This is a genomic window from Candidatus Glassbacteria bacterium (assembly GCA_019456185.1).
Classification (GTDB): domain Bacteria; phylum Gemmatimonadota; class Glassbacteria; order GWA2-58-10; family GWA2-58-10; genus JAJRTS01.
The window spans coordinates 1-24959 of sequence record VRUH01000036.1; the positions used below are offsets into that span (position 1 = coordinate 1).

At 57.9% G+C, this 24959-nt stretch carries 17 protein-coding genes; 8 read left to right on the forward strand and 9 right to left on the reverse strand.

Annotation, left to right across the window (positions count from 1 at the left end):
- Window positions 1-533 precede the first annotated feature (533 nt).
- Window positions 534-2207 carry a hypothetical protein gene (locus tag FVQ81_12465; protein ID MBW7997359.1) on the forward strand — a complete coding sequence of 558 codons (1674 nt, stop codon included), beginning with the start codon at window positions 534-536 and terminating at the stop codon, window positions 2205-2207.
- On the opposite strand, the gene FVQ81_12470 is transcribed toward FVQ81_12465, so the two are convergent.
- Window positions 2204-3139 carry a hypothetical protein gene (locus FVQ81_12470; protein MBW7997360.1) on the reverse strand — a complete coding sequence of 312 codons (936 nt, stop codon included), beginning with the start codon at window positions 3137-3139 and terminating at the stop codon, window positions 2204-2206. The two genes, FVQ81_12465 and FVQ81_12470, sit on opposite strands and share 4 nt — an antisense overlap.
- A 235-nt stretch (window positions 3140-3374) precedes the next feature.
- On the reverse strand, window positions 3375-3776 hold the full coding sequence (locus FVQ81_12475) for an Rrf2 family transcriptional regulator (GenBank protein ID MBW7997361.1): 402 nt from the start codon (window positions 3774-3776) through the stop codon (window positions 3375-3377).
- 186 nt (window positions 3777-3962) lie between these two features.
- On the opposite strand from FVQ81_12475, the gene FVQ81_12480 reads away from it, so the two are divergent.
- The gene (locus FVQ81_12480; GenBank protein ID MBW7997362.1) at window positions 3963-5129 is read left to right on the forward strand and encodes a class I SAM-dependent methyltransferase; all 1167 of its coding nucleotides are present in this window, start codon (window positions 3963-3965) and stop codon (window positions 5127-5129) included.
- A gap of 68 nt (window positions 5130-5197) precedes the next feature.
- On the opposite strand, the gene FVQ81_12485 is transcribed toward FVQ81_12480, so the two are convergent.
- A complete protein-coding gene (locus FVQ81_12485) occupies window positions 5198-6226 on the reverse strand; it encodes a hypothetical protein (protein MBW7997363.1) in 1029 nt (342 codons plus the stop codon).
- 199 nt (window positions 6227-6425) lie between these two features.
- Window positions 6426-7589 (reverse strand): NTP transferase domain-containing protein, encoded by a 1164-nt coding sequence (locus FVQ81_12490; GenBank protein ID MBW7997364.1) that lies wholly within the window; start codon window positions 7587-7589, stop codon window positions 6426-6428.
- Between the two features lie 108 nt (window positions 7590-7697).
- Here FVQ81_12490 and FVQ81_12495 point away from each other — a divergent pair, with 108 nt between their 5' ends.
- The 4 genes from FVQ81_12495 (at window position 7698) to FVQ81_12510 (ending at window position 13616) form a co-directional block, all read left to right on the forward strand.
- Window positions 7698-8915: a glycosyltransferase family 4 protein gene (locus FVQ81_12495; GenBank protein ID MBW7997365.1), complete on the forward strand. Its 1218-nt coding sequence runs from the start codon at window positions 7698-7700 to the stop codon at window positions 8913-8915.
- Window positions 8912-9403: a hypothetical protein gene (locus FVQ81_12500; protein MBW7997366.1), complete on the forward strand. Its 492-nt coding sequence runs from the start codon at window positions 8912-8914 to the stop codon at window positions 9401-9403. The genes FVQ81_12495 and FVQ81_12500 overlap by 4 nt, the downstream gene beginning before the upstream one ends.
- 91 nt (window positions 9404-9494) lie before the next feature.
- Complete coding sequence (locus FVQ81_12505) at window positions 9495-10979, forward strand: hypothetical protein (protein MBW7997367.1); 1485 nt, start codon at window positions 9495-9497, stop codon at window positions 10977-10979.
- Window positions 10980-11048: 69 nt separating this feature from the next.
- Entirely contained in the window at window positions 11049-13616 is a 2568-nt protein-coding gene (locus tag FVQ81_12510; protein MBW7997368.1) for a hypothetical protein, read from the forward strand.
- A 363-nt stretch (window positions 13617-13979) separates the two neighbouring features.
- Here the strand turns inward: FVQ81_12510 and FVQ81_12515 are convergent, their stop codons facing one another.
- The 4 genes from FVQ81_12515 to FVQ81_12530 all read right to left on the reverse strand — a co-directional run bounded on the left by FVQ81_12515 (window position 13980) and on the right by FVQ81_12530 (window position 21162).
- Complete coding sequence (locus FVQ81_12515; GenBank protein ID MBW7997369.1) at window positions 13980-15116, reverse strand: hypothetical protein; 1137 nt, start codon at window positions 15114-15116, stop codon at window positions 13980-13982.
- A gap of 201 nt (window positions 15117-15317) precedes the next feature.
- Window positions 15318-17276: an acetate--CoA ligase gene (gene acs, locus FVQ81_12520; protein ID MBW7997370.1), complete on the reverse strand. Its 1959-nt coding sequence runs from the start codon at window positions 17274-17276 to the stop codon at window positions 15318-15320.
- Window positions 17277-17595: 319 nt separating this feature from the next.
- Window positions 17596-19716, reverse strand: a complete 2121-nt coding sequence (locus tag FVQ81_12525) for a carbohydrate binding family 9 domain-containing protein (protein MBW7997371.1) — start codon at window positions 19714-19716, stop codon at window positions 17596-17598.
- Window positions 19717-20160: 444 nt separating this feature from the next.
- Window positions 20161-21162, reverse strand: a complete 1002-nt coding sequence (locus FVQ81_12530; protein ID MBW7997372.1) for a cobalamin-independent methionine synthase II family protein — start codon at window positions 21160-21162, stop codon at window positions 20161-20163.
- 327 nt (window positions 21163-21489) lie between these two features.
- On the opposite strand from FVQ81_12530, the gene FVQ81_12535 reads away from it, so the two are divergent.
- Complete coding sequence (locus tag FVQ81_12535) at window positions 21490-23013, forward strand: hypothetical protein (GenBank protein ID MBW7997373.1); 1524 nt, start codon at window positions 21490-21492, stop codon at window positions 23011-23013.
- A complete protein-coding gene (locus FVQ81_12540; GenBank protein MBW7997374.1) occupies window positions 23003-24628 on the forward strand; it encodes a hypothetical protein in 1626 nt (541 codons plus the stop codon). The genes FVQ81_12535 and FVQ81_12540 overlap by 11 nt, the downstream gene beginning before the upstream one ends.
- Window positions 24629-24717: 89 nt before the next feature.
- Here the strand turns inward: FVQ81_12540 and FVQ81_12545 are convergent, their stop codons facing one another.
- A complete protein-coding gene (locus FVQ81_12545; protein ID MBW7997375.1) occupies window positions 24718-24918 on the reverse strand; it encodes a hypothetical protein in 201 nt (66 codons plus the stop codon).
- Window positions 24919-24959 lie beyond the last annotated feature (41 nt).

The following is a 24959-nucleotide window of genomic DNA, read 5'->3' on the forward strand; positions in this document are numbered from 1 at the left end:
TCGAAAAACTTAAATTACTGAAACCCAATCAACCTCAATTAGCTCTGTCCCTCAAATTTTAACCGGACAGTACTGATTGTGATTATGTTAAGTCACATAGCCTGGATTACAATAATGGTATCGGAAAAGTCTTTATTAAAAGAGACAACTCAATATTCCCATATAGCAGTGAGCCATCTATGGACTGGATTCCAAATGAAGAATACTCTACTAATGAAATAATTAGAGATATGTCATATATGACTCTTGAAATGCAAAGCTATCTTATTGATTTACAATCGAATAGATACGAGTTTAAGTCAAAAGAATTTCAAAAATTAATGCGGCAACAGATAAGTTATGATAAAATTGATAATAAAAGAAGGTTCAGATACTTGGATAAATCTTGGCATCAAAATAAATAAATTCTAAAAGCTTTTTACACCTTTAGGAGTAATTCAGTGCATCGTTCAGCAGTGTTATCTATAAATTTTCTCGTTTTCGCAATCCTAACCCTCCGCGCCGCCGCGCCGTCAACCCCCAAGGTGGACAAGGTGCTCCCGGCCTCGCCATCGCCCCTGGCCGATGCTCCCGGTGTGTTTTTCTACGAGCAGTGCGACACGATAGCCGACCTCCAATCGCGCTGGCAGAACGTGGGCGACGACGACGGGAATTTCGCGCTCAGCACGGCCGATGCCCTCAGCGGCGGCCGGTCACTCCGGCAGAAATACCGTCCCCTGAGCGAGTACGGGGAAGGCGAGGACCCCGGCAGCGCTGGCTGGGTGGGACGCTTTTTCGGCGACAAGACCTCGCACCAAAGCTCGATTCCTCCGGAGCAGCAGGGCAAGTACACCACGGCCGTGGCGAGCTGGTACCACAAGTTCGAGGAAGGTTTCACTCCCCGCGACGGCTGGCACTTTCCACCCAAGATGGCCCGGATGCGCTGCTATCTGGCCGGCAACTGGAACACCAAATACTCGATCCTGTTCTGGTTCGCCGGTGAAGACGCCCACATGTCGATCGAGCGGCACACGTATATCTCCGAGGCCCACCGCGAGTGGCCGCCGAACCACACGGCGCCCTTCCGGTTATCCAACCCCCTTAACGTCGGCCGTTGGATCCATTTCGAACTTCGCGTAGAGCTGGGCGATGGGCCGCGCAGCGACCGTGTGCAGGCCTGGGCCGACGGGCTGCTGGTCTGCGATATCGCCGGGGACGATATCGCCGCCGGACACCGCGAGACCACGCTGAACTGTATGCAATGGGACTGCTACTGGAACGGTGGCAGCCCGGTGGCGCAGAGCCGGTTTTTCGACGACATGGTTGTCAGCACCGAGCGGATCGGGCCGTTACGCGCCGGGCTGAACCCCAAAATTGTCAAGACGCCTTTCAGCGGCGGCGGCGATTCCCAGGGCGGCTGGGAGGCCGAGCTGGCCCAGGGGGTTCAGCGCGAACTGGTCAAGGACAAGGTGCTTGACGGAATAGTGATCGGTTACCGCGAGCCGGAAGTGGATTACACCACAGTCTGGCGCGGGGCGCTGGAGGGCGGCGGCAACGAGCTGGAAGTCAGCGTGGCCAACGGTGAGTTTACCGGCCCGCGCGCCGGAGAAGGCGGACTGGCCGCCAATACCCTGCATTTCGTGCGGGTGCGGCAGAAAAACACTGCCGGCGAGTGGTCGGACTGGTCGGCGTGGCATTCGGGGTTCGCCACCGCCTGGCCGGAGGGCACGCCCGCCGAGCAGAAATCTCTCCCGGAAGGCTACCTGGCCGAGGCCGGGGCCGCCGTGCTCGGCCTGGACGAAACGCCGCCGGAGATCAGGTATGTGCGCGGTCCCTCGAGCGTGGCGGACACCGCGGGACCGTATGGGGTGACCGCGGAGATTATCGAGGAAAATCCGCTGAACGTTTATTTGTATTACCGTTTCGACGGGCAGGGGGAATACGAGCGGGTGCCGATGACGCGCGAGGCGGGAAATACTTTCGCGGCCGGCCTGCCGGGACGACCGGCCGGGACCCTGGTCGAATACTACGTGCGGGCCCTGGACGGCTTCGAGCATTACACCTATCGGCCGGCGGACTACGTACAAAATCCTTACAGTTTCCGGGTGCTGGAGCCCTCGCGCTGGGACCTCGACGGCGACGGTGAGTTCGGCCTGGGAGACCTGGTCGAATTCGTCCGTACCGCCGTGCGCGGCGGAGCGGACATGCTGGCCGGGCTTAACCGTTAGAACGGTTCCCAGCTAATTGTCGATTCCATGGTTACCGGCATTTTCCTGCCAGCGAACAATTTCGGCCCGTCCACCAGCGAGTAGCTGCCGTTGATCACAATTTTCAGCTCGCGGTGAGTGATCCAGCCGCTGTCGAGGTCGATCCGGAAAGTTCCTGTCTGGACGCCCTCCAGTTCCATCTCCACTTCGAGCGGACCCAGCTTGCGCCGCAGGCTTTCCCCGCCGGTCGACAGCACCGCGTCCATCCCGACCACCGCCTCTCCTCCGGCCACTTCCCGCAAAGTCAGTTCTCCCCTGCGCTGAATCGGCAAGGCATTTCCGGTGTCGTTCACTCTCCAGCTTTCTCCCGGGTCCACGGGCCGCGGGGGATAGACGCCGAACAGCTGGCCCAGCATCTCTTTCTGGGCCTGTTCTCCCGCCATCTCGCGCAGCCCATCCACCACCATCTCCCGCGAGTCGCCGTCGGGCAACTCGACACCGGAAGCCATTTTCTCGGTTATCCGGTCCAGCCCCAGCAGATCAAGGACTTTCCCCCTGGAATCGAGCCGGAGCGTGTAACTCTCGCCGACCAGCCTGGCCAGTCCTTTTGCCAGGGGATGTTCGGGTTCCCCGCCGGTGTTCGAGTCCCAGCGCACATCGCCCCGGATACTCTCGAGCTCCACCGAGACGGCCTCGTGCCTGACCGCCAGCGTGAACTCTCCCTCCCGCGTGGCCCGCAGAACCGTGAACGTGTAATAGATCACAATCCGCTGGCTCATCTCTATCTCGATCCCCGCCATCGACTGGACCATCCGGTTGAAACTCTCCGAACGCACGCGATAGCTTGCTCCCGGGCGAAGGTTCAGTTTCAGCTCCACCGCCGCTCCGGAACCGGCCGGAGACAGGCAGATGGCCAGCAAGATGGCGGTCAGGAATCCGATCAGGGTTTTCATCGCTTTCCCTTGATGAATTAACAGCGTGCAGAGCAAATGTAAGCCACGACGAACGAGCGGACAACCCGGCGGCTAAAAAAACCCGCCACCGCGACAGTCGCGATGGCGGGCAGGATCTTACAACACACTAAAAGCAACTCACATATCTGGTCTGCGCCTGGGCGATACCCACCGGAAACAGCGTGCCGAACGCAAGCAGCAGCAGTCCGATCGAGAGCATGCCGTAAACTCCGGATCAGCTTGCCGAACTCAGTTTCTCCAGAGTTGTCGTATTAAGAAAATCGAGATACTTTCCCCGCACCTCGCCCCACATCTCGTGCAGGCCGCAGGGATCGTTATCGTCGCAGGGCTCATCGCACATAAGGCAGTTGCTCAGACGGCTGAGGTGGTCGAGGGGATCTATCACCTCGAAAAGCGTGATCTCCGCGGCAGGCCGGTTGAGGCGGAACCCGCCCGTGCGGCCCCGCTGTGAGCGAAGCAAGCCCACGCGGGTCAGCGAATGTAATATCTTTGACAGATATTGCCGGGGGATATCCAGACTGCTGCTGATCTCTTTCACCAGCACGTAGCCGTCTCCTCCATGCCTGGCAAGGTAAACGAGCGCTTTCAAGGCGTATCTGCCGGTTTGCGATAACATGATATTCACATCCTTTAATCTTGTAAATTATTTAACCTTATTCTGCCTGTCAAGTTTCAAGTAAAATGAAACATTGCGCTAACATTTACTATCCTTGCCGTGTTATCTTTTCTTTGAAAATCCTCTGCCAAATTAACTTTCAACGCCCGTAAAAGTTTACTGTTGAAGCTCGAAGGTGGTTTATTGATGGCCGATCAATACCTGCAGGCGGGAATTACCGCGCTGGATGAACTGCTGGCTCAACTCTCTCCCCGGCCGCGAAAAATTCTTGTGATAAGGTGCGCTCCCCCGGCGATGTTCGACCCGCTGCTGCGAAAGCTCGATACCGCCATCCCCGGCGCAGAACTGGCGGTGCTCTGCCATCGGGATCGGTCAGTGGACGGGCGCAGGTGCATTATTTACAACTGTGACGGTTTTTTCCGTGCCGAACACGCACCGCTTCGGGAACTGAAAGCCGAAAAATTCGACCTGGCGGTCCTGCCCTACGCCACCGACCGCCGGGATGCTCCGTTCTACCACGAGGTAGACCGGATTGCCCTGGCCAGCGGAGCGAAAAAGATGGTGATAACCTACCGCGACGGCGTGGCGCTGGAAGCCGACAGCGGATTTTTCGAACGCAAGGAACTGGCGGTTGTCCGTCCCTGGCTGGCCAGTCGCGAACGCGCAGTCGGGGAAATCTGCGCTTTCACGGGCGAGCAGCCGGACGAGGTGCTTGAGAAATGCGAGATGGCCGGGCTGAGGGCGGTCAAACTCTGGCAGGAAACCGGCCCGCAAACCGAACAACAGGTGCGCGAATACTACGGCGGCAATGATTTCTACGTCTACGAGCTGATCAAGACCGAGTACAACGGTGACCGCCGGGAAATTCTGAACGCGGTGCTGGCCGAGTGCGAGCCGGGAGTGAGCGTGGTGGACTATGGCGGCGGGGTGGGCATTTTTACTATCCCCCTGGCCGAGAAAGGCTGCCGGGTGACCCACCTCGACCTGCCGGGGCCGCTGCTGGATTTCGCCGGATTCAGGTTCAGAAGGCGGGGGCTGGATGCAACCCTGCTGGCCGCCGTGAGCGAAGAGCCGCTCGAGCAGAGTTATGAAATCATCCTCTCGGTATTCGTGGTGGAACACCTGGTGGACCCCCAGCGGACGCTGGCCCACCTCGAACGCCATCTGGCCCCCGGGGGGAAAATGCTGCTGGCGGTGGATTTCGAGGACCGCCGCGAGGCCGATGAACTCCTGCCGCTGCACCTGACTCACCTGGAACGCGATGAGTACTACCGCCGGATGGAGGAGATGGGATTGGTGAGGCTGCGCAGTTGCCGGGAGTTGGATGTCTTCATGCGCGGGGGGGAAGTATAGCTTTTTTCAGCATACCCCGGTGAGGGTGTGTGTATCAAGCCACCTTGCCCCTTTTGGCGACTTTAAATTCAATATTCAGTTTCTTCAAGTATTGCAGATGCCATATTAAAGCGCTGATAATATATGGGTATATTAAATTTACCTCGCAATGTATTCAAATAAATTTGATCTTCCTTGTTCATTATATTTGGAGATACAATTATCAATTTTGAGGCTACTTTGTTATCCGGATAATAGGAATATTCAAGCAATTGTGTCAATCCCTCTCTAATACAAGTTTTGAGAGAATTTTTGGTTTTTATCTCATAGAAAACATACCTCTCCTTATCCGTTTTTAAAACCACATCAATGCTCGTACCGAATCCCGTTGCTTTCTCTGTGCCCACATTATTACTTCCATATTTTGAGGTTAACAGTTTGTATATATCTGTTTGAATTCGGTTATGTGCCAAATCTTTTTTCTGGCTTTGGCCTTGATAAGTTGAGGTTACTGAATCTTTGCCTTCCTTATGTCCAGGTACAAAGATAAAATTACCGCGCTCTAGCTTAGGCTCACATACTTTGTCTTTTAAATTATAATAGTCAGAAGTTATTGATGGATCATCGCTTATAAGTTTCATTGGAGTGCCATCTATTTCCATCTCTGATAATTTAAATTTGATTGTAGAAAAATATTCAGGATCAATTTTTTTGAATTCTGCAACATCTGCATCTACTTCTCTTATCTGTTCCTCCATTTCAGATAACCATTTCCTGTCCTTATACGCATTGTAAGTTAATCTTGATTCTTCAAGAGTAATTATTTTAACATTTTTGAGCCTTCCAATCCAAAAGCGCCTTTTTGTCTTATTATTAATAGAATAAAGGGATATATTAAATTTTTTCCCTATGTATTTATTCTTAGGTGTTCTGGTCGCCTGTAGATATGCATAATGATACCCATCAATAATCTTTTTGGTATCCAGCAACCATTCTTCATGCCCAAAACCGTATAAATACTCATATGCTTCTTTATTTCGACTTTTTCCATCCTTCCCTGATGGTTTTTCCCAATTGTTGCTACTCCAACATATTCGCGCAACTTTTTCTTCTGTCATTTTTCCTCCTTTGCAGTGTCAAGGTATGCGGTCCAGCGGTTAGCACAATAACAGCATTAAGGAAGACACACCCCTGTTTCCCCTCTTATTAGAGGGGACTTGGTCCGGCAGCCACTCTCCCGCGGTTTTGAGGTGTGGTTGGAGGGCGGGAAATTCCCCTCTACCAAGAGGGGTGCCCGCGTAAAGCGGGCGGGGTGTGTTACCGACCCCCGCCTTTCAGACTCTTAACCAACGCTTTGATCTCCTCGACGCGCTCTTTCGTCGCCACCAGCGTACGGTTGCCGACGCGCACCACCACCAGGTCGCTCACTCCAATCAGAGCTACCGTCTCACTCTCGTCCTCGCAGAATACCAGGTTGCCGCCAGCGTCCAGCACCTCCAGGCCGCCCCGGTGCGCGTTGCCGTCTGAATCGCTGTCGAGAAACTCCTCCAGGGCCAGCCACCCGCCGACATCGTTCCATTCGAACCGGGCGGCCAGCATGTGGACTGCCTCCGCGCCCTCCATCACGCCGAAATCTATCGAGGTCGCCTCCAGCGGCTCGAACGATTCGGCCAGCGCCCGGGTCCATTGCGGAGTCCCGTCGGCCTCGACCGCCCGGCTCAAGTGGCGCACGTGGTCCGGCAACTGGCGCTCCAGCTCGCCGGTGATTGTCTCGATACTCCAGATAAACATCCCGCTGTTCCAGTAGTACCGGCCAGAGGAGAGATACTCCTCAGCGGTGGGGGCATCGGGCTTTTCAACGAACCTGATCAGCTCGTAATGACCGATCCCGTCGTCATCGGCCACCTCTCTCCCGCGCTCGAGGTAGCCGTAACAGGTGGCGGGATAATTGGGCTGTACGCCGAACGTATAGATCACCGGCTTGACGGCCGCCGCCCGCGCGGCCGAAAGCAGAGTCCGCTGGAACAGCTCCACTGGACGGATCAGGTGGTCGGCGGTCAGCACGGCCATTACCGGGTTGCCCCACCTTCTGCGGGCCAGCAGAGCCGCCAGAGCCACGGCCGCGGCCGTATCCCGGCGCATCGGCTCGCCGATCACGTTCTCCGCCGGCAGTGACGGCAGCTGCTCGCGAACCAGCCCTGTCAGCACCTCGTTGGTCAGCACCATGATCCGTTCATCAGGCACCAGCCCGGCCACCCGGTCGTAACTCTGCTGAATCAGACTGCGGCCGCCGAACAGGTTGAGAAACTGCTTGGGACGCTCCTCGGTACTCATCGGCCAGAACCGCGTTCCTGCCCCCCCGGCCATGATCATCACCACCAGATCCACATCATTTGCTGCGTTTGACATTTCCACTCCCGCCTGAGTTTTCGCCGGTGCCCGTCCGTACCGGCCCCTTGTCCGGTGTTTATCAGGATACATAATAGTAGGGGGAGCGTAGCCGGGTTGCAAGGGCAAGTTCCGCCTGCCTTGCCAAAGCGGCTGACCGCACGCAAATTAAAACCAGCAGCCCTTCACCAACGGAGCAGAATGTCCGATCCGGCAGACAGAGCGACTCCCGCCAGAGCTGTGCGCGTGTTGATGGTCACCGGGGCGTACTATCCCGAAGTCTCCGGTGCGGGACTCCAATGCCGCTCGCTGGTGCAGTCCGCGGGTGGTACGGGGTTCGAGTTCAGCGTAATCACCACCGCGCTGGACCGTTCGCTGCCGAAAGCTTCCTCTGACGACGGCGTGCCCGTATGCCGCCTGCCGGCCGGTGGAATTTTTAGCGTCCTCTCACGCTGGGTTCTCCGGCTGCCGGAGGTGGTCAGGGCGGTGGCCCGGGCCGATATCGTCCATCTCCACGGCTTCAGCCGCAAGAGCTGTTTTTTTACCCTTACCGCCCGCCTGCTCGGGAAAAAAGTTCTGCTCAAAATGAGCAGCCTGGGCGAGGATGACCCGTCCAGCGTCCGGCGCTCCGGCAGTCTGCGCTGGCGGTTCTACCGGATGGCCGATTTTTTTCTGGCTCCATCGCCCGCCCTGGCCGAGGCTTACCGCAGCTCGCCGCTGGCAGCCGACAAACTGCGCCAACTGGCCAACGGGGTCGACACCGCGAAGTTCCGGCCGGCGGACGAACAGGAAAAACTCGAGCTGCGCAGGAAGCTGGGACTCCCGGAGGACGGCGTGGCCCTTGTCAGCCTCGGCCATTTCTCGGCGGAAAAACGCTTCGACCTCCTTGCCCGGACATGGAGCGCCCTGCAAGGCAGCGACGGTGAAATCCATCTCTGGCTGGCGGGAGAAAACAGCCCCGGAGCGTACGAGGTCGACAGCCGGGTGGTGGAGGCCGTGCATGCGGCGGGCAGCCGCGAAGGCAGACCCGGAGAACTGGCCTCGCCCGGCAGGGTCGGTAACCCGGAGGACTGGCTGCGGGCCGCGGATATTTTCGTGCTGCCGTCGGTGCGCGAGGGCCTGCCGAACGCGCTGCTGGAGGCGATGAGCTGCGGGCTGGCGGTCGTGGCCGCCCGTCTGCCGGGGATTACCGACCACGTGCTGAGCTACGGCGGCGATGAGGCCGCGGGGCTGCTGTTCGAGCCGGATAACGAGCGGGTACTTACCGCGGCGATCGCCAGCCTGGCCGGCTCCGGGGAGCTGCGCGGGGTGCTGGGAGAGCGCGCCCGGAGGAAGATCGTGCACGAGTACAGGCTGGAGATTGTGGCGGAGCGCTACCGCAATCTCCTGCGCCAACTGACCGGGAGCAGTAGCGATTGAGCCAAAACGGCACAGCGGGAACCGGGCGGCCGGGCGGCGACAGCCTGGTGCTGCTGAAAAAATTCCGGCTGAAAATTCCGGATAGCCTGCGGGAATTCCCTTACCGGCGCGTCCTGAGTTGGGAGCAGTACCAGCGGGCCAGCCGGGGACTGGCGCCAGCGGGACCGGAGGACAAGTGGCTGGTGCTCTGCCGCGGCGGGAGACTGCATTTTTTTCGCAGCGGCAACGGGGTGCTGGTGTTCCGGGTCTCCTTTGCCAACCGGCAGGGCGCTTTCCCCGCCGGCCGGGCCGAGGTCAACGCCGACAGCGCCCAACTGCTGCCCCAGCCGGATCGCTACGAGGCCTGTCTGCTGGACTACCTGATCGACACCCTGCTGCTGGGCAGACGGGCAAAATTCCCGGCTCCGCCGGGAACCGATGGCGAGCGCGCGGCGATGCTCGAGCGGCTGTGGATGGGCCGGGCAGCGCAACAGACCATGAGACTATAAGAGCGATGCATTGTAAAGGTATTCTTAAATTCCTCTAAGGGCTGTTTAACATTTCAATCGGCAATCAGCTATTTGCTTAAAGGGGAGAGAAATGAGTATCCACAGCCGGATCATTTTGACAGCGGCTCTTCTTGCCATCCATCTAATCCCGGTTCAGGGCAGTCCCGCGGGCCTGAGTGTGGAGAAAAATGCTTCGGGTCCGGGAGTGCTTGCTTACAATGGCAAGGCTGTCTTTGCTTTCGGGCCGATGAATGAGCTGATGCCCTGGGCTGTAAAACTGGGTTCAAAAGCATTTGACGTAACAAGCTGGGCCAGGTGGCAGAAAGCCAACGGAATGAATTACGTCCGGGGCTATCCCGAGTCCGGATACGGATGGTGTCCGGTTGACGCGGACGGCCGTCTGTTCCCTTTCAAAACAGTCTCCACCGACCCGCTCAAGTTCGATCTGGAACAGTTCAACCCCGAGTATTGGGACAATTTCAGGGAAGTCACCAGGTTGCTGGCCGAGCATGATATAATTGTCCACCTCCAACTTTATCAGCAGTGCTATTTCGAGGATTCATACGAGAATCGCTGGAATTTCAATTTCTGGAACCCGGCGAATAACCTCAACTCGTTCGTTCGGGGGCTCGGGCCAAACAGGGACGGCCATCACCCGTTTATCGAATCGGCCGTTGAGGGCAATGACCGGCTGCTGGCCCACCAGCTGAAATATCTGGAGAAAGTGCTGGAATCGGTGGGAGAGTTGGGCAACGTATTGCTCGACCTTTCAAATGAAATGGGCGACGGCGGATTGGACCCCGCCTCGGCGCGGAAATGGATCGACATTACCCTGCAGGCTGTCGAAAACTGGGAGCACAGGAGTGGTAACGATATTCTGGTGGGGATGGACTATACACACCTGCCGGGCGAACTGGCCCGTTACGTTTTGGACCACCCGGAGATGGAGCTGATCATCACCCACGGCGATCCGGTCTGGCCGGAGGGCTTCGTGCTGCACAGGATCTACGGCAAGCCAGTGGTGGTGGTCAACAGCAGGGACAAATCTCCGGAAAGTTATATGACTTACGGCAGGCAAGGCGATGATGTCCGCCTGCGCAGGTTCCACTGGAGGTCACTGGCTTGCGGGGTCCAGGGAGTGGGAGATTACAGCAAGCTCTGGGAGATCAGCCCTGAGGGATTCGACAGGACTGGGAGTTTCGCCCGCCACCTGCGCGAATTCATTGGCGGTATCAACGACTATGCTGCCCTGCACAGCCTGCTGTACACCCACAAGATCCACAAAAAGGTGTTCAGCGGGCCGGGAGTCAATCATTACATCCTGGAATCACCCGATGAGGCGCTGATTTATATCGAGGGGGAAACGCACCTGGAAGGCCGAGAGTTCAAAAGCGCTCCCTTGACTGTCTCTAACAGCCAAATGAGGGCTGGACCCGCCGAGGCGCTGATTTTCCATCCGGCCAGCGGCAAGTCGGAAACTCAGGAGGTTACGGTCAAGGGCGGCCAGATCACGGGCCTTGTGCTGCCTTCTTTCGTCGATGACATCGCCGTGCGCATTTACCGACAGGGGCGCTGAAAAATCAACGCCCATTAAGATAAAATTCGATCCTTCTCAGCCTGCTCACTTGATCGGAGCCAGTCAGCGATGAAACGCAGAACGTTTGTCAAAAGCACCACCGCCACGGCCGCGCTGGCTGCCGCGGCCGCTTCAGCCGCTGTTACCGGCTGCGGCGCACCCGGCAAGCCGCCGGCGTCCGAGGCCCGCGGCGACCACCCGTTCAACGGGGCCTACTCCGGCGAGTTCCTGAACCGGGTGGCGTTTCCGCTGGGAGGGATCGGCGCCGGGATGATCTGCCTGGAGGGCACGGGCACGCTCAGCCACGTCAGCATCCGCCATCAACCGGCAGTGTTCCACGAGCCCCTGATATTCAACGCGGTGTATTACAGCGACGGCTCCTCCTCGGGAGCGCGGGTTCTGGAGGGTCCGGTGCCTGCCTGGAAAGTTTTCGGCAGCCCAAACTCGGGTAACGGCGCGCCGGGCACAAGCTACGGCCTGCCCCGCTTCTCCGGGGCGGCGTTCAGCACGCGGTTCCCGTTCGCCACGGTGGCCCTGACAGATAAAACGATCCCGCTGGAAGTCGAGATCACCGGCTGGAGTCCGTTCGTGCCGGGAAAACCGGACATGAGCAGCCTGCCGCTGGCCGCACTCGAGTTTGCGTTCAGCAATGTCTCGCGCAACAAGCTCTCGGCCATCTATTCGTTCAACTCTGTCAATTTCATGGACCCCGAACAGCATTACCACTACCGGAGCCAGGATACGGGCCAGCATGTGGACGCTGCCGACGGCGGGTTCGTGCTGGCCCAGGACGGCAGCGGGGACGAGCCGTGGAAGGAGGGCTATTTCACCGCGGCTGCCGACGACCCTGGCGTTAAAGTCAACCACCGCTGGTTCCGCGGGGGTTGGTGGGACCCGCTCTCGATCGCCTGGAAGGACGTGGAAGAGGGCGCCATGCCGGTCCACCCGCCGGTCAGCGAGGGAGGACCCAGCCCGGGAGCCAGCCTGTTTGTCCCGTTCGACCTGGGGCCGGGTGAGCGGAAATCCGTCCGGCTGATGTTGAGCTGGTACGTGCCAGTCACCGATATCCGCGTGGGCGGCGAGACAGAATGCTGCCCGGAGAAATCCGCCGAGGGCAACTACGTCCCGTGGTACGCCTCGCGCTTCGGCGACGCGGGCAAACTGGCCGCTTACTGGCGCGACAACTACACCGCTCTGCGCGAATCGAGTAAAAAATTCAGCGACTGTTTCTACGACAGCACTCTTCCCCCCGAGCTCACCGAGGCGGTGGCCGCCAACCTGACAATTCTCAAAAGCCCAACAGTCCTGCGCCAGGGAGATGGCAAACTCTGGTGCTGGGAGGGCTGCACCGATAATAACGGCTGCTGCCACGGAAGCTGCACCCATGTCTGGAACTACGCCCAGGCGATCTGCCACCTCTTTCCCTCGCTGGAGCGCAGTCTGCGGCACACGGAGTTCTTTTACAGCCAGGACGAGCGCGGCCATCAGAAATTCCGCTCGGCCCTGCCGATCCGCTACGCGGACCACGGTTTCCACGCCGCCAGCGACGGCCAGCTGGGCGGAATCATGAAAGTTTACCGCGACTGGCGGATCGGCGGCAGGACCAACTGGCTCAGGAGTTACTGGCCCCAGGTGAAACAGAGCCTTGACTATTGTATCGCCACCTGGGACCCCCGTCACACCGGCGCGCTCGAGGAACCTCATCACAACACTTACGATATCGAGTTCTGGGGTCCGGACGGGATGTGCGGCAGCTTCTATCTCGGGGCGCTCAAGGCCGCCTCGCTGATGGGCCGGGCGCTGGGCGAGGATGTGACGCTCTACGAGTCCCTTTACGAAAAAGGCCGCGGCAGGCTGGAGAGCGAGCTGTACGACGGCGAGTATTTTTTCCATAAGATCCAGACCGAGGGCCTGGACGCCTCCGGCGAGCTTGTAGACCGGATCGAGAACTCGAAAGACATGCCGGAGGTGCTCGAACTGCTCAAGGCCGAGGGCCCGCGCTACCAGTACGGCAAGGGCTGCCTATCAGACGGGGTGCTGGGAGCCTGGATGGCCGAGGTCTGCGGGGTGGGCGAGATCCTGGACCCGGCCAAGGTGACCAGCCACCTGCTGGCGGTCCACAAGTACAACTTCCGCGATGACCTCTCCGACCACGCCAACCCGCAGCGGCCCAGCTACGCCGTGGCCGGCGAGGCGGGGCTGCTGCTGTGCAGCTGGCCCAAGGGCGGCAAGCTGAGCCTGCCGTTCGTCTACTCCAACGAGGTCTGGACGGGGATCGAGTACCAGGTGGCGAGCCATCTGATGTTCGCCGGCCACGTGGACGAGGGCCTGGAGATTGTGCGGGCCGTGCGGCGGCGCTACGACGGCCAGATCCGCAACCCGTTCAACGAGTACGAGTGCGGCCACTGGTATGCCCGCGCGATGGCTTCCTACGGGCTGATCCAGGGGCTGACCGGCCAGCGTTACGACGCGGTGGACAAGGTGCTCTACCTGCGGCCGCGGACAGGCGGCGATTTCAGGAGTTTTCTCGCCACGGCCACGGGTTACGGGACAGTTGGGGTAAGGGGCGGCGAGCCGTTCGTGGAGGTGGTGGAGGGCAGGATCGAGGTGGAGCGGGTGGAGTACGAGGCCGTCTGATTACACGTCGGTAAAAAGTTTGGGAAAAGGGGAGAGCGCGAGAGGGGAAAGAACCTTTTTCAAAAGGTTTTCCCCTCTCGTTTCAGCTAGTTCACCACCGGTGGCAGGCCGAGGTCATCGCCGCCGAACCGCCAGCTACCGGGAGCCGCCACCGCCACCAGCGGGTCGAGCAGGACATAATTACTGTGCAGCCAGGACCAGCAACCTGCCTGCTGTTTTACCCGGTCTGCTCATTGAACCCGTTGTCTTCCCAGCCGATACCCGGCTTGTCAGTGATAAGTTATTGTCAGACCAAAACATAAACGCCCGGCTTTGCAAGCAAGGCGTTTGCCGGATATCCGGCACGTAAAAAAGCCCGGAATCCTAGAAATTGACCTCCACCGTGAACTTGCCGACCGTGTCCCGGTCGCCGGTGTCCTGGTATTCCACCGTGTCCAAATCGATAAACACCTTGCTGTTGCCGGGCAGATAATAAACAAGCCCGGCGATAAAGCGCTCGCTGGTCTGATCGGCCATCTCGCGGTTGAAATCGAAATAATCATAACGGCCGATCATTCCCCAGTCCGTAAACGGGAAATGGTACTCGCCGAATAAGGAATAGCCTTGCTGCGGAGCCGCGCTGCCGTCGGGCAGGACAGCCTTGCCCTTGCCGTTGCCCTTGCCGCGGTAATACTGGGCGGTCAAGACGAACCAGCGGTCTTCCAGGGAAACCATCCCGGAATTGACCAGGAAATCCGGTGAGGCCGCCGTGTTGCCTTTGCCCAGTGTGAGCAGCCAGGAGCACTGCAAACCTGTCAGCACGTCCGGCAATGGCCGTAGCGTCAGCCGGCTCCTGAACACCTTGTTCTTGTTATTTTCAAGGGCGTGATAGCCTCCGCCGTTGTAGATTCCCACGGCCAGGCTGCCGTAACGGCCCGGGTACTTGCTGTTGACATTCCGCTGATATTCCCTGCCGATCTCGCCGCCGAGCAGGCTCATGAACGTGATCCCCCTGTCGGCGGAATTGAACAGCCCGGCGCGCTGAAGGAACATGGTGCCTTGGGAGCGATATCTGTCAACCTTCTGCTCGAAATCGAGCCAGGGCGTGTGCACCAGGCCGAACTCGATAGCGGGCTTGGTGAAAATCCCCCTGGAGGGCATGCTGAACTTGGCATAGGCGTACTTTAAACGCATCTTCAGGTCGCCCTGGCCATCGCCCTCGCGCTCCACCGTCACGTCCGGGGTGATCCGGGTACTGATCCAGTCGTTGAATTTCGAGGCGATATTGATATAGCCGCGCCGGACCTGGAACTCATTGATATCCGCCCCATCCTCCTGTCCGTTGACATAGGCCAGGTACCAGTTGTAGCTGAATTTGGTTTCAGGGATCGGGATCGAGGGCTTGTTGCCTTCGACGACATCGTTTTCCGCAGCGACTGCCGGGACTGCGCTAAGGCAAAGCCCGATAATTACCGGGCTTAAAATGCTCAAGCCGGCGCGAAAGATTGTTGATCGGTTCAAATGGAACTCCCCGGATAAAGACTGTCTTGACCGAATGGCGTACATTTGTGTGGTGCAGGCGACAGGAGGGAATTTATTTGTGCATGGTTGGTTTTTCAATAAATTCATGCGAGGAGCAAAAAATCCCGGGACCTCGCGGCACGACCTGATCCCGGGATTCAGTTGAACATGATAAGTTTTGGCTAAATGCAGTTCCGGCTTCTACTCTTCCTCGTAACGCCGCTTGAGTTCCTCGACCACGGTCGGGTCGGCCAGGGTGCTGGTGTCTCCCAGTATCTGCCCGCCGGCGATATCGCGCAGCAGACGGCGCATGATCTTGCCGCTGCGGGTCTTGGGCAGTTCGGCTGAAAACAGCACCTGCTTGGGCCGCGCGATAGCGCCGATCTTGCGCACCACGTGCTCCTTGAGCCGCTCTTCCAGTTTTTTATCCATCTCCACGCCCTCGCGCAGAGTGACAAATGCTACCACGGCCTGGCCCTTGAGATCATCGGCAACGCCCACCACCGCTGTCTCGACCACGTCGGGATGGTCGACAAAGGCGCTCTCGACCTCCATCGTGCTCAAGCGGTGTCCGGCGCAATTGATCACGTCGTCCACCCGGCCCAACACCCAGAAACAACCGTCCTCATCGCGCTTGGCCCCATCGCCGGTGAAATACGCGCCGTCGTCCCATTTGCTCCAGTAGGTTTCAACGAACCGCTCCCGGTCGCCATAGAGACCGCGCAGCATCGCGGGCCACGGGTGGGTGAGCGCCAGGTAGCCGCCGCCTTTCTCCACCACTTCACCGCTCTCGGTGCGGATTTCCGCCTTGATCCCGGGGAACGGCTGCGTGGCCGAACCGGGCTTGGTGGTGGTCAGTCCCGGCAAGGGAGTGATCATGATCGCGCCGGTCTCGGTCTGCCACCAGGTATCGACAATCGGGCACTTCTCGCCGCCGATATGCTCGTGGTACCACATCCAGGCCTCGGGGTTGATCGGTTCGCCCACGCTGCCCAGCAGGCGGAGGCTGCTGAGATCGTGCTTGGCGGGCTCTTTCTCGCCCCAGCGCATGAACGCGCGGATAGCGGTAGGTGCGGTGTAGAATACAGTTACGCCGTAGTTTTCGACAATCTGCCAGAAGCGGTTGCGGTCGGGCCAGTCGGGCGCGCCCTCGTAGATCACCTGGGTCGCCCCGTTGGCCATCGGCCCGTAGACAATGTAACTGTGGCCGGTCACCCAGCCGACATCGGCCGTGCACCAGAACACGTCTTCCGGCTTGAGGTCGAACACCAGCTTGCTGGTGGCATATGTACCCACCATGTAGCCGCCGGTGGTATGGATAATCCCCTTGGGCTCACCGGTGGTGCCGGAGGTATAGAGGATATAGAGCATATCCTCGGCGTCCATCCACTCCGGCTCGCAGTAGTTGTCGGCTTCCTGCATCAGGCGATGGTACCAGTGATCGCGGCCTTCCTTGACCCGCAGCGGGAAATCGCCGCGCTTGACAATCACCACATGCTCGATCGAGGGCGTGTTGATCAGCGCGAAATCGGCGTCATGCTTGAGCGGGATAATCATTCCTCGCCTGAAACCGCCATCGGCCGTGATCAGCAGCTTGGCCTCGGCGTCGTTGATCCGCTCGGCCAGCGCCTCGGGGCTGAACCCGGCGAAGACCACCGAGTGCACGGCGCCGATCCTGGCGCAGGCCAGCACGGAGATAATCAGTTCGGGGACCATCGGCAGGTAGATCGCCACCCGATCGCCTTTCCTGATGCCAAGGCCTTTGAGCGCGTTGGCGAACTTGTTGACCTCGCGGTAGACATCCCAGTAGGTCAGCGTGCGTTTCTCGCCGGGCTCGCCCTCCCAGATCAGCGCCGCCTTGTTACGCAAGCCGTTCTTTACGTGACGGTCGACACAGTTGTAGCAGGCGTTGATCTTGCCGCCGACGAACCACTTGGCGTCGGGGGGATTCCATTCGAGAACCTTGTCCCATTTTTTGTACCAGTCCAGTTCCTCGGCGAACTCGGCCCAGAAAGCCTCGGGGTCCTTGTCCGCTTTTTCGTAGATATCCGCATCCGCCGCATTGGCCTTGGACCGGAACTCCTCGGAGGGCTTGAATACGCGCCCTTCCTCGAGCAGAGTATCGATAGTTTGGGGATTCTGTTTGGAGGAATCTGACATCGCATACTCCTTAGCGTTACTGGAAAAATCAACCGCGCCAGTTGACTATGAGTTTGAAGCTGATTTTCAACTTATGGGCAGATGCGGTTCGGGTCAAGAGATAAGCCGATAATCCCACATCAAAATTGAAAATGCTATAAACTAGAATTTAATAGTTTGGCTTTCGGGTTTATCAATCGGCTTACCTTATAGCGTAGTCGACAAAAAAAAAACTTCTAATACTGCCGGCCACCAATGCCCCGGCAACAGACGGCAAGGTTAAGAGTTGCCAGGGTAATAACTGCAGGGCCTGCTGGAATAAAGATATTAACGGAAATTATTATCGCGAGAGAGCCAGTGGTACAGTGAGTTTCACGAAAAGAGCCCGCTGGTCTTCTCGGAATACAGGCACAAGCAAATCATCAAAGGTGTCAAAGCGGTCTGCTGTATACGCGATATAAAGCGCTCCGAACGGTGGGGCGAAACGCCAGCCGAAAAGTCCATAAATATAATAACGGTTGTTTCTGTTATTGGCCTGGGTGAAAAACCGCAGGTAAAGATCAGGCGTAAAATTATAATCTACAGACAGCACATGTTGCACGGTGCTCCGTTGGCGTGGATCTGGTGAAAGGCTTAAATGCTGGAATCGGTACCCCAGAGCAAGGTTATCCCGGGGCTTGAAGCGCGAGCGGAGTGTCCACAACTCGAGGTCTGAATCGAAGTTTCGTCCCCGCTGGTAAAGAAGCATATAAGAGTTCCACTGCTGCAGGTTGTAGCCGCCCCCAAGCATAACTGTATGGTTGTGGTAGCGCTTCTCGAACAGTTCGGTACGGTAGTTGTTGAAAAATGCTGCCGTCCACTTATTGCTGAAAGTAACTGATACATGCTGGGTAAATTTCACATTTCGCAACGCTCCACTATGGCTCCAGAATATGTTGTTTTGAGAGACAAAATGAATATTTTCCACATGGTGTTTTCTTACCCACCACCTATAGAGGACATCGCTGCCCAGCTCGCGGCGATCATCATCCGGAATAAAACCCAACGCGTTGATATTGTCGCGGAAACCGGGATCGATGTTGGTAAATCGCAAGTTGTAGTGATAAATGTCAGTCTCACGGGCGGCACGCAGGAAATAGGCATTGGTGAAATTGCCACCACTCGAAGGAAAACTGCCCACAAATTGCGAACTCACTTTAACATTTGAGGGTAGATCGATAGTGGCATCTGTGCTAAAGGCCCTATTGTAGCCGCCGCGGAACGTTCTATCCACAGCCAGAAGTCCTATGTTTGAAGTTCCTAACACGTCTCGCTGAAGCCTAAGAGCAGAGGTAACTGAAGAGGGGTTCCCACTCATGGGACGCTCTCTTGCGGAAAGCACAGAATAATTATATTTGCCCGCACGTCCGTTTGTTTTTACCCCATAATCTATATCTCCTATCCGCTTGGAATAAAATACTTTTATAGGGTTGTCAAACAGTTCCGCCCCCTCGATAAAATAAAGCCTCTTCTCCGGGAAAAAGGTCTCGTAGCGGGTGAGGTTGATCACTTCCTGGTCGGCCTCGACAGTGGCGAAATCCGGGTTGTAGGTCAGGTTGCCATTAGCAGTTGTCCCGAGGTTGAAACGCAGGTCCGCGCCTGTTATCATCTCGGTTCCCCCGGAAGAGTATATGGTTTTTCTGCCGGCAGATGGCGTATTTGCATTCAGGGATACGATGTAAGGATAAAGCGAGGCAGAAAACCTCTTCTTGAACCCGGAGAGACCAACCAGATCACCGAAGCTGGCAACCTCCGAGACCCTGTCCGTCTCACTCCAGAAGCTTTCCTCAAAATAGTCAGGATAATTCCTCCTGAAATTAACCCCCCACGGACGGTCCGAACTTTCAGGGAATCGGATCTCGCTCACCGGAATGGCTATTTCAGCTCTCCAACGATTTTTTCCCTCTTTCGCTGCCACGGTCCATGAGCCGTCCCAGGTTTTATCGATTGAGAGACCGTCCTCACCGATCCTGCCATCAGCTTGCGTGCCGAGAGAATTGGTGGAAAAGTAGTAGCTGTCCCGTCTGCTGCGGAAGGTATCGAGATAAAAAGTCACAGCATTGTCCAGGTCCATGTTGCCGTCACGGCGGGTAATCCGCGAATTGGCTGCTTCACCAGTTGGGTTGGAGCAGCAGCAGGCTACATAGATAAATTTATCATCATAAGCCACAGCCACCCTGGTCGTCGCCTGAGCTGGTTTACCTAGATCTGGATTAAGCTGATAGAAATCACTCTGCCAGTCGGTGGTCTGCCAGAGAGCATCATCCAGCAAACCGTCTATGACTGGTGGTTTTTCTGCCTTGACGGCTTTTATCCTGCGCACCTGCGGCGCGGTCTGTACTGTTGCATTCAAAAGCAAGAAAGAGTAACTGATGGTGAGAAAAATCAGTGCGGGAACAATTTTATTGGTCAACAAAGAAATTCCCCTGAGAAGAACTCCGGTTTTGAGAGAATAATTATGGTCAAAAGGACAATTTCATTGGGCGTTCAATCCAAAACAGCATTCATTATTTATGTGCCGTATCCCTGAGATATTATTCCCAAATTAGGGGAAATATGGATATTATTATCATTTTCACCATGCGGATGCCATTGTTTGGTGCGACTCGTGGAATGCGTGGTTTTCCTTATATTTAATACTTTAGGCCGGTTTCGAAAACAACTTTCAATCTCTATATGGGGAATCCGGGATAAGAAGCTAAATCGATTTTTGGTTACCGGTATTGGCTCTTTTGGAATCAGCAAGCTACATTTTCTTCGCGGGCAGGGGACTGGTAAAACTGTAATACCTTGCCAGCCAACCGGCAAGGAAATCCTCGTCCTCCAGGTGCGATTACACCAGCGCGGCGCACTCTTTCATCATCTCTCAGCGTCCCTCGTACAGGTTGCGCCCGGCTACCAGCGCCTCGATCTTGCGGTCGGCGATAGACCTCCCCAGCATCCAGAACCCGCAGTCCGGGTTGACATACGCTATCCGCTCGGGGCCGAGCACTTTGGCGGCTGCCTCGATCCGGCGGGCGATCTGCTCCGGGGTTTCGACAACGGTCGATTTGATATCGATCACGCCGATCCCGTAGCGCACCTCCGAGTCCGCCTCGGCGAGATGTTTCAGCTCATTCGGCGCCCGGTGGGCCGCCTCGACCAGGATGTGGTCGGCCGCCAGCATGCCGATAAATTTCACGAGTTTTTTCCAGCGGCCCTGCTGGATTGTCTGACCGCCGTAGTTGCCGAAACAGAGGTGGATGGCCGGAACGGTCCGGACCTCGGCCAGCACCATGTTGATACACTCGGCGGCCCACCCGGCGTCCTCCGGGTGCCCGGTGATATTGGCTTCGTCGATCTGCACAGCGTCCGCCTCGATATCTTTCACCTGCGCAGCCAGGATTTCCGCCAGCGCCCGGCAGAGTTTCTCCGGCGAACCGTAGTGGTTATCCAGCAGTGTTTTGCAGAGCATGTGCGGTCCGGTAAGCGTAAATTTGAACGGGCTGGCCGTCAGCCGGCGCACGCTGCTGCAGTCGGCGGGCAGGTCGAGCGTACCCTCGGTCAGTTCGCTTTCTACCACAGCGCTGGGCCGGGCGCGGAAGCTCATTCCCTGCTGATCGGCGAATCTTTTACTATCCTCGCGCGTAATTTGATCACGGACTCCGCCCAATGGCCTGACGAAATACTCGATCATCCCGTTGGTTTCGGGATGGTTGACATCGAAGCGGTACAGCTCGCCGTCCACCACCAGGTCGATCCCGGCGTTCTCCTGGGTTTTGAGCACCACGGCGGTGGCGTCGCGCAGCGCGCCCGCCCCCGGCATCGCGGCCAGCCAAGCCGGCAGGGGATAACTGCCCACCAGCGTGGTTCTGATTCTGGGACCCATTGCGCATCTCCGTTACATATTTACCGGCCAGTATCAGAGCGGCCGAACTTACCGCCTCGATCGCAGGACTAATCATAGCCGGTGGGAAAATACCTGTCAACCGGACCGAAAGTGGGAAACCCGCCAAACAGTTTTAAAAGTCGCCGGTTTATATTATAATGAAAACTGGTCCTTCGAGGGCAGAATTGTCTCATATCAGTCGAACCGGAACAAACATTGCGCGGCCGGCTTAATCCCGCCCGCCTGTATCCCGTCTGGATGGCCCGGTTCCGGCCGTATTTTCGAGCTCTCAGGTTTTTACACGAACAGCTTTCCCCCGGGTAAGCCATGAAGAAGAAACAAATCGCCGAAAGTCTCGACCGCCCGGATTATCTCAGCCAGCTCAAGAGCGGGGAGCTCGAATACTTTCACCTGATAATCCAGAAGCTGGCCGAACACGACTACCAGGGCATGAACCAGGTCGCCAAGCTTGAGAAACTCGATCTCGGCCCGGTTTACAAGGTGCTGGAAGATAAAACCATCCGGAAGCTGCAGAACAACGAGACCATGCGCTGCTACGAGTTCAGCCTGCTGATCGACATGTTCGGCGGCAAAGGCAGGGGCAGCGGAGTTGAGGCTGCGGACAGGGACGCCCCGGAGGTCGATGAGGACAAGCTGCGTACGATCTATCTCGAGCTCTCCGGGATGAGCTTCAGCAACAAGCAGGCTGAAAAAATCATCTACTACTTAAGCCTCTGGAAACTGGACCACTTCTATACCTACATTTTCGACCGGGGCCTGCGCGCCTATTTCAACGAGCGTTACGAGCAGCTTACCGGCAAACAAGACTCCGATCTCGATATCCACGAAATAATTAACGAGGTTTCCATCGCGGAAGTCCTTGAAGAGGAAAAACTGCTCGAGGACTATGTATTCGACGCCAGCGGCGGATCACTTTCCCAGGAGGGACTCAAGGAAGGCCTGCAGATCGAAAAGACCGGCAGGGAGGAGGCCGAAAAACTGTTCGTCAGGCTATCCAAGCTGCTGCAAAGGAATCCACTGGACCAGCGCGCCGTTGCCAAGGCCATGAAGGACCTGCACATGGACCGGCGGATCAAGATGATCGAAGGCTCGGGGATCGCCGGTCTCCGCGATTACCTGCAGACGCATGCCGTGGAGGGCGCCGGCGCTGTCATGCGACGGTTCGGCTTCGCCCTGCCGGAAGCCCTGGATGAGAGCGACCGTGAGGATGCCCTGCGCACGATCAACGCCTCCCTGCTCTCCCAGAGCCAAAGCTTTGAGAAAGGCCTCCATTTCCTGCGCTGGGAGGGAGTGCTTGACCACGAGCTGATTATCGAGGAAGGTCACTGCTACACGGTCCATGGCGACTCTCTGCTGCTGATGATCCGCCCGATCGAGGAAGTGGAGCATTTCCTCTACGGCCTTTACCCGCTGACTCCCGATCGCAACCGCTTCATCGTTACTTTCCTCCGCCATTATCTGGAACAGGAACAATTCAATCGGGCCGCAAGCGCCGTAATCAAACATTACCTGGATCAGTTGACCGGCCCGGTTAGAAATAGCAACGCCATCCGAACCGGAGTGCTGGCCCTGCCTGTGGTCTTGATCGTGGCAATCATGGTCGGCTGGATTTATACCCTGACCCTGGGAGACGTGGGCGAGGGAGTGATGCTTGCGGTGGCGATCTTGCTTTTCGGCGAGGCGATTGCCGCGCGTAACGGATTCAGCATGGAAGTGCGGGCGGAGAACAACGAGGCGATTCCCGATTACGCCAGCCGCGAACAGGGGGTGCTCAAGCTGGGACCGATGGTAAGTATCAGGAAGGGCAAGGAGGCTGGCAATGTCCGCTAGTCAGCGCACCTTCAGCCGCAGACCCCTCGTTTCATCCCCAATCCTCCAGGCCATCGTAATTTCCGTATCCTGCTGGCTCAGCGCCCCCCGGGCCGCTGTACTCGAACTCGCCGTGCTGGACAACATCACCGGCGCGCCGCTGGCCTGCCGCGTGATGATCCGTGGCGCGGACAGCAGCTGCGCCGTTCCTCCCGGCGCTTTCACCCTGGAGATCGGTCCTGACGTGTGGTTTGCCTCCGACGGCACTGAGCAGCTTTCCCTGCCCGAAGGCCGTTGCGAACTGCGGGTCGAGCACGGCAAGGAGTACGTTCGCTTTCGCCGGTGGCTGGAAATCCCGGCACAGGATACTTTACGCCACACTCTCCGCCTGGAGCGCTGGATCGACATGGCGGGACGCGGATACCTGGCCGCCGAAAACCATCTGCATCTCGAAGCGCCGGAGGTGGCGGCATGGTGCGCCGCCGAAGGCCTGGATTTCGGAACCAGCCTGCAATGGTGGAACCGCCCTCGATGGGGAGTGCCCGAGGGGCCGGGCCACGCCCATTCAATCGCCGCGGCGGGACGGGAAATCCCGGTGACAATCTACGACGCCGAGCTGGAATATAACTGGGGAGCCCTTTACATAGTCGGCCTGCCCAACCCGTTCCCGTTCACCGACAACCCCGCCATGCCCAACCTGCCGGCGGCCCTCTACAGCTCAGGGCTGGGCGCGCTCAACTGCTACCAGGGGGGATGGTCGCCGGAGGTGCTGCTGGACGCGGTGGTCGGCGCGGTGGACGTGGTCAACGTGGTCAACAACAATTTCCACCTGCACAAGTTCATGCCCCGCTCCCAGTACTCGAACCTGCTGGAAGTCCCCGGGTTTCCTGTATATCCCGATACGCCCGAGGGAATGATGCGGATGAATCTGGAAACCTACCACCGGCTGCTCAACTGCGGTCTCCGCCTGGCCGCCGGAGCCGGGACGGCAACCGGGGTCAAGGCCAGCCCGCCGGGGTACAACCGGGCCTACATCCGGGCCGACAGCAGCGACGGGGTACAGGGCATGCTCGATGCCTGGCGCGCGGGACGGAATTTCGTCACCAACGGGCCGATGATATTTCTTTCGGCAGGAGACAGTGTGCGGCCGGGTGACGAGATCGCGTTGGGTAAAGACGGCGGGACTGTTGCGTTCAGCCTGGGCGCAACCAGCGACTGCCCGCTCGGCCGGGTCTGGCTGGTAGTCAACGGCGAACTTGCCGGAGAGCTTGAAACAGGCGAACGCACCAGGCGCGCGGCGGGGGAAATCGAAATCGAATTCAATCAAAGCGGCTGGGTCTGCGCGGTCGCCACCGACTCGGACACCCTGCTCAGCGAACAGGAGCTGGCCCGCTACGACGGTCCGTCGGGACCATACACCGTGCGCGGCAGCAGCCATCGCTACGCCCACACCAGCCCGATCTATGTCACGGTGAACGGAGCCCCGATTGCGGTTGAACGTTCGATCCGCCAGGGCCTGGCGATGCTCGATGCGTTCGAGGTTTTCTGCGGACTAAACTGCGGACCCAACTACCTCGAAGAGATGCTGACCGCTATCGAGCGCGGCCGCCAGTACCTGCTCTCCCGGCTGGAATAAAAGTCCCCTCTTGAGAGGGGTGTCCCCCGATGAAATTGGGGGACGGGGTGTGTTAATCCGGGCGACGCATGCGTCGCCCCTACAGCATATCAATTCTTCAGGTATTCCTCCAGACCGAACAGCTCGACCGCATTCTGCCGCAGGATCAAGCTGGCAACCTCCAGCGCCTCGGCCTCGGTCATGTAACCCTGCATCACTTTTTCGGTCAGGGTTTCTGCCACCACCCTGCGCGCCATTTTGGCGTGGACGTAAGTCCCCTCCGGAAACAGGTAATCGCCGCCGAAAGCCAATATTTTATTCGCCGGAACCGTCTCCAGCCACTGGTGCAGCC

Bases quoted from the DNA above. Each gene is read 5' to 3' on its own strand.
- FVQ81_12470 (MBW7997360.1), bottom strand. From the start codon at position 3,139: ATGAAAACCCTGATCGGATTCCTGACCGCCATCTTGCTGGCCATCTGC.
- FVQ81_12475 (MBW7997361.1), bottom strand. From the start codon at position 3,776: ATGTTATCGCAAACCGGCAGATACGCCTTGAAAGCGCTCGTTTACCTT.
- FVQ81_12480 (MBW7997362.1), top strand. From the start codon at position 3,963: ATGGCCGATCAATACCTGCAGGCGGGAATTACCGCGCTGGATGAACTG.
- FVQ81_12485 (MBW7997363.1), bottom strand. From the start codon at position 6,226: ATGACAGAAGAAAAAGTTGCGCGAATATGTTGGAGTAGCAACAATTGG.
- FVQ81_12490 (MBW7997364.1), bottom strand. From the start codon at position 7,589: ATGTATCCTGATAAACACCGGACAAGGGGCCGGTACGGACGGGCACCG.
- FVQ81_12495 (MBW7997365.1), top strand. From the start codon at position 7,698: ATGTCCGATCCGGCAGACAGAGCGACTCCCGCCAGAGCTGTGCGCGTG.
- FVQ81_12505 (MBW7997367.1), top strand. From the start codon at position 9,495: ATGAGTATCCACAGCCGGATCATTTTGACAGCGGCTCTTCTTGCCATC.
- FVQ81_12510 (MBW7997368.1), top strand. From the start codon at position 11,049: ATGAAACGCAGAACGTTTGTCAAAAGCACCACCGCCACGGCCGCGCTG.
- acs (MBW7997370.1), bottom strand. From the start codon at position 17,276: ATGTCAGATTCCTCCAAACAGAATCCCCAAACTATCGATACTCTGCTC.
- FVQ81_12530 (MBW7997372.1), bottom strand. From the start codon at position 21,162: ATGGGTCCCAGAATCAGAACCACGCTGGTGGGCAGTTATCCCCTGCCG.
- FVQ81_12535 (MBW7997373.1), top strand. From the start codon at position 21,490: ATGAAGAAGAAACAAATCGCCGAAAGTCTCGACCGCCCGGATTATCTC.
- FVQ81_12540 (MBW7997374.1), top strand. From the start codon at position 23,003: ATGTCCGCTAGTCAGCGCACCTTCAGCCGCAGACCCCTCGTTTCATCC.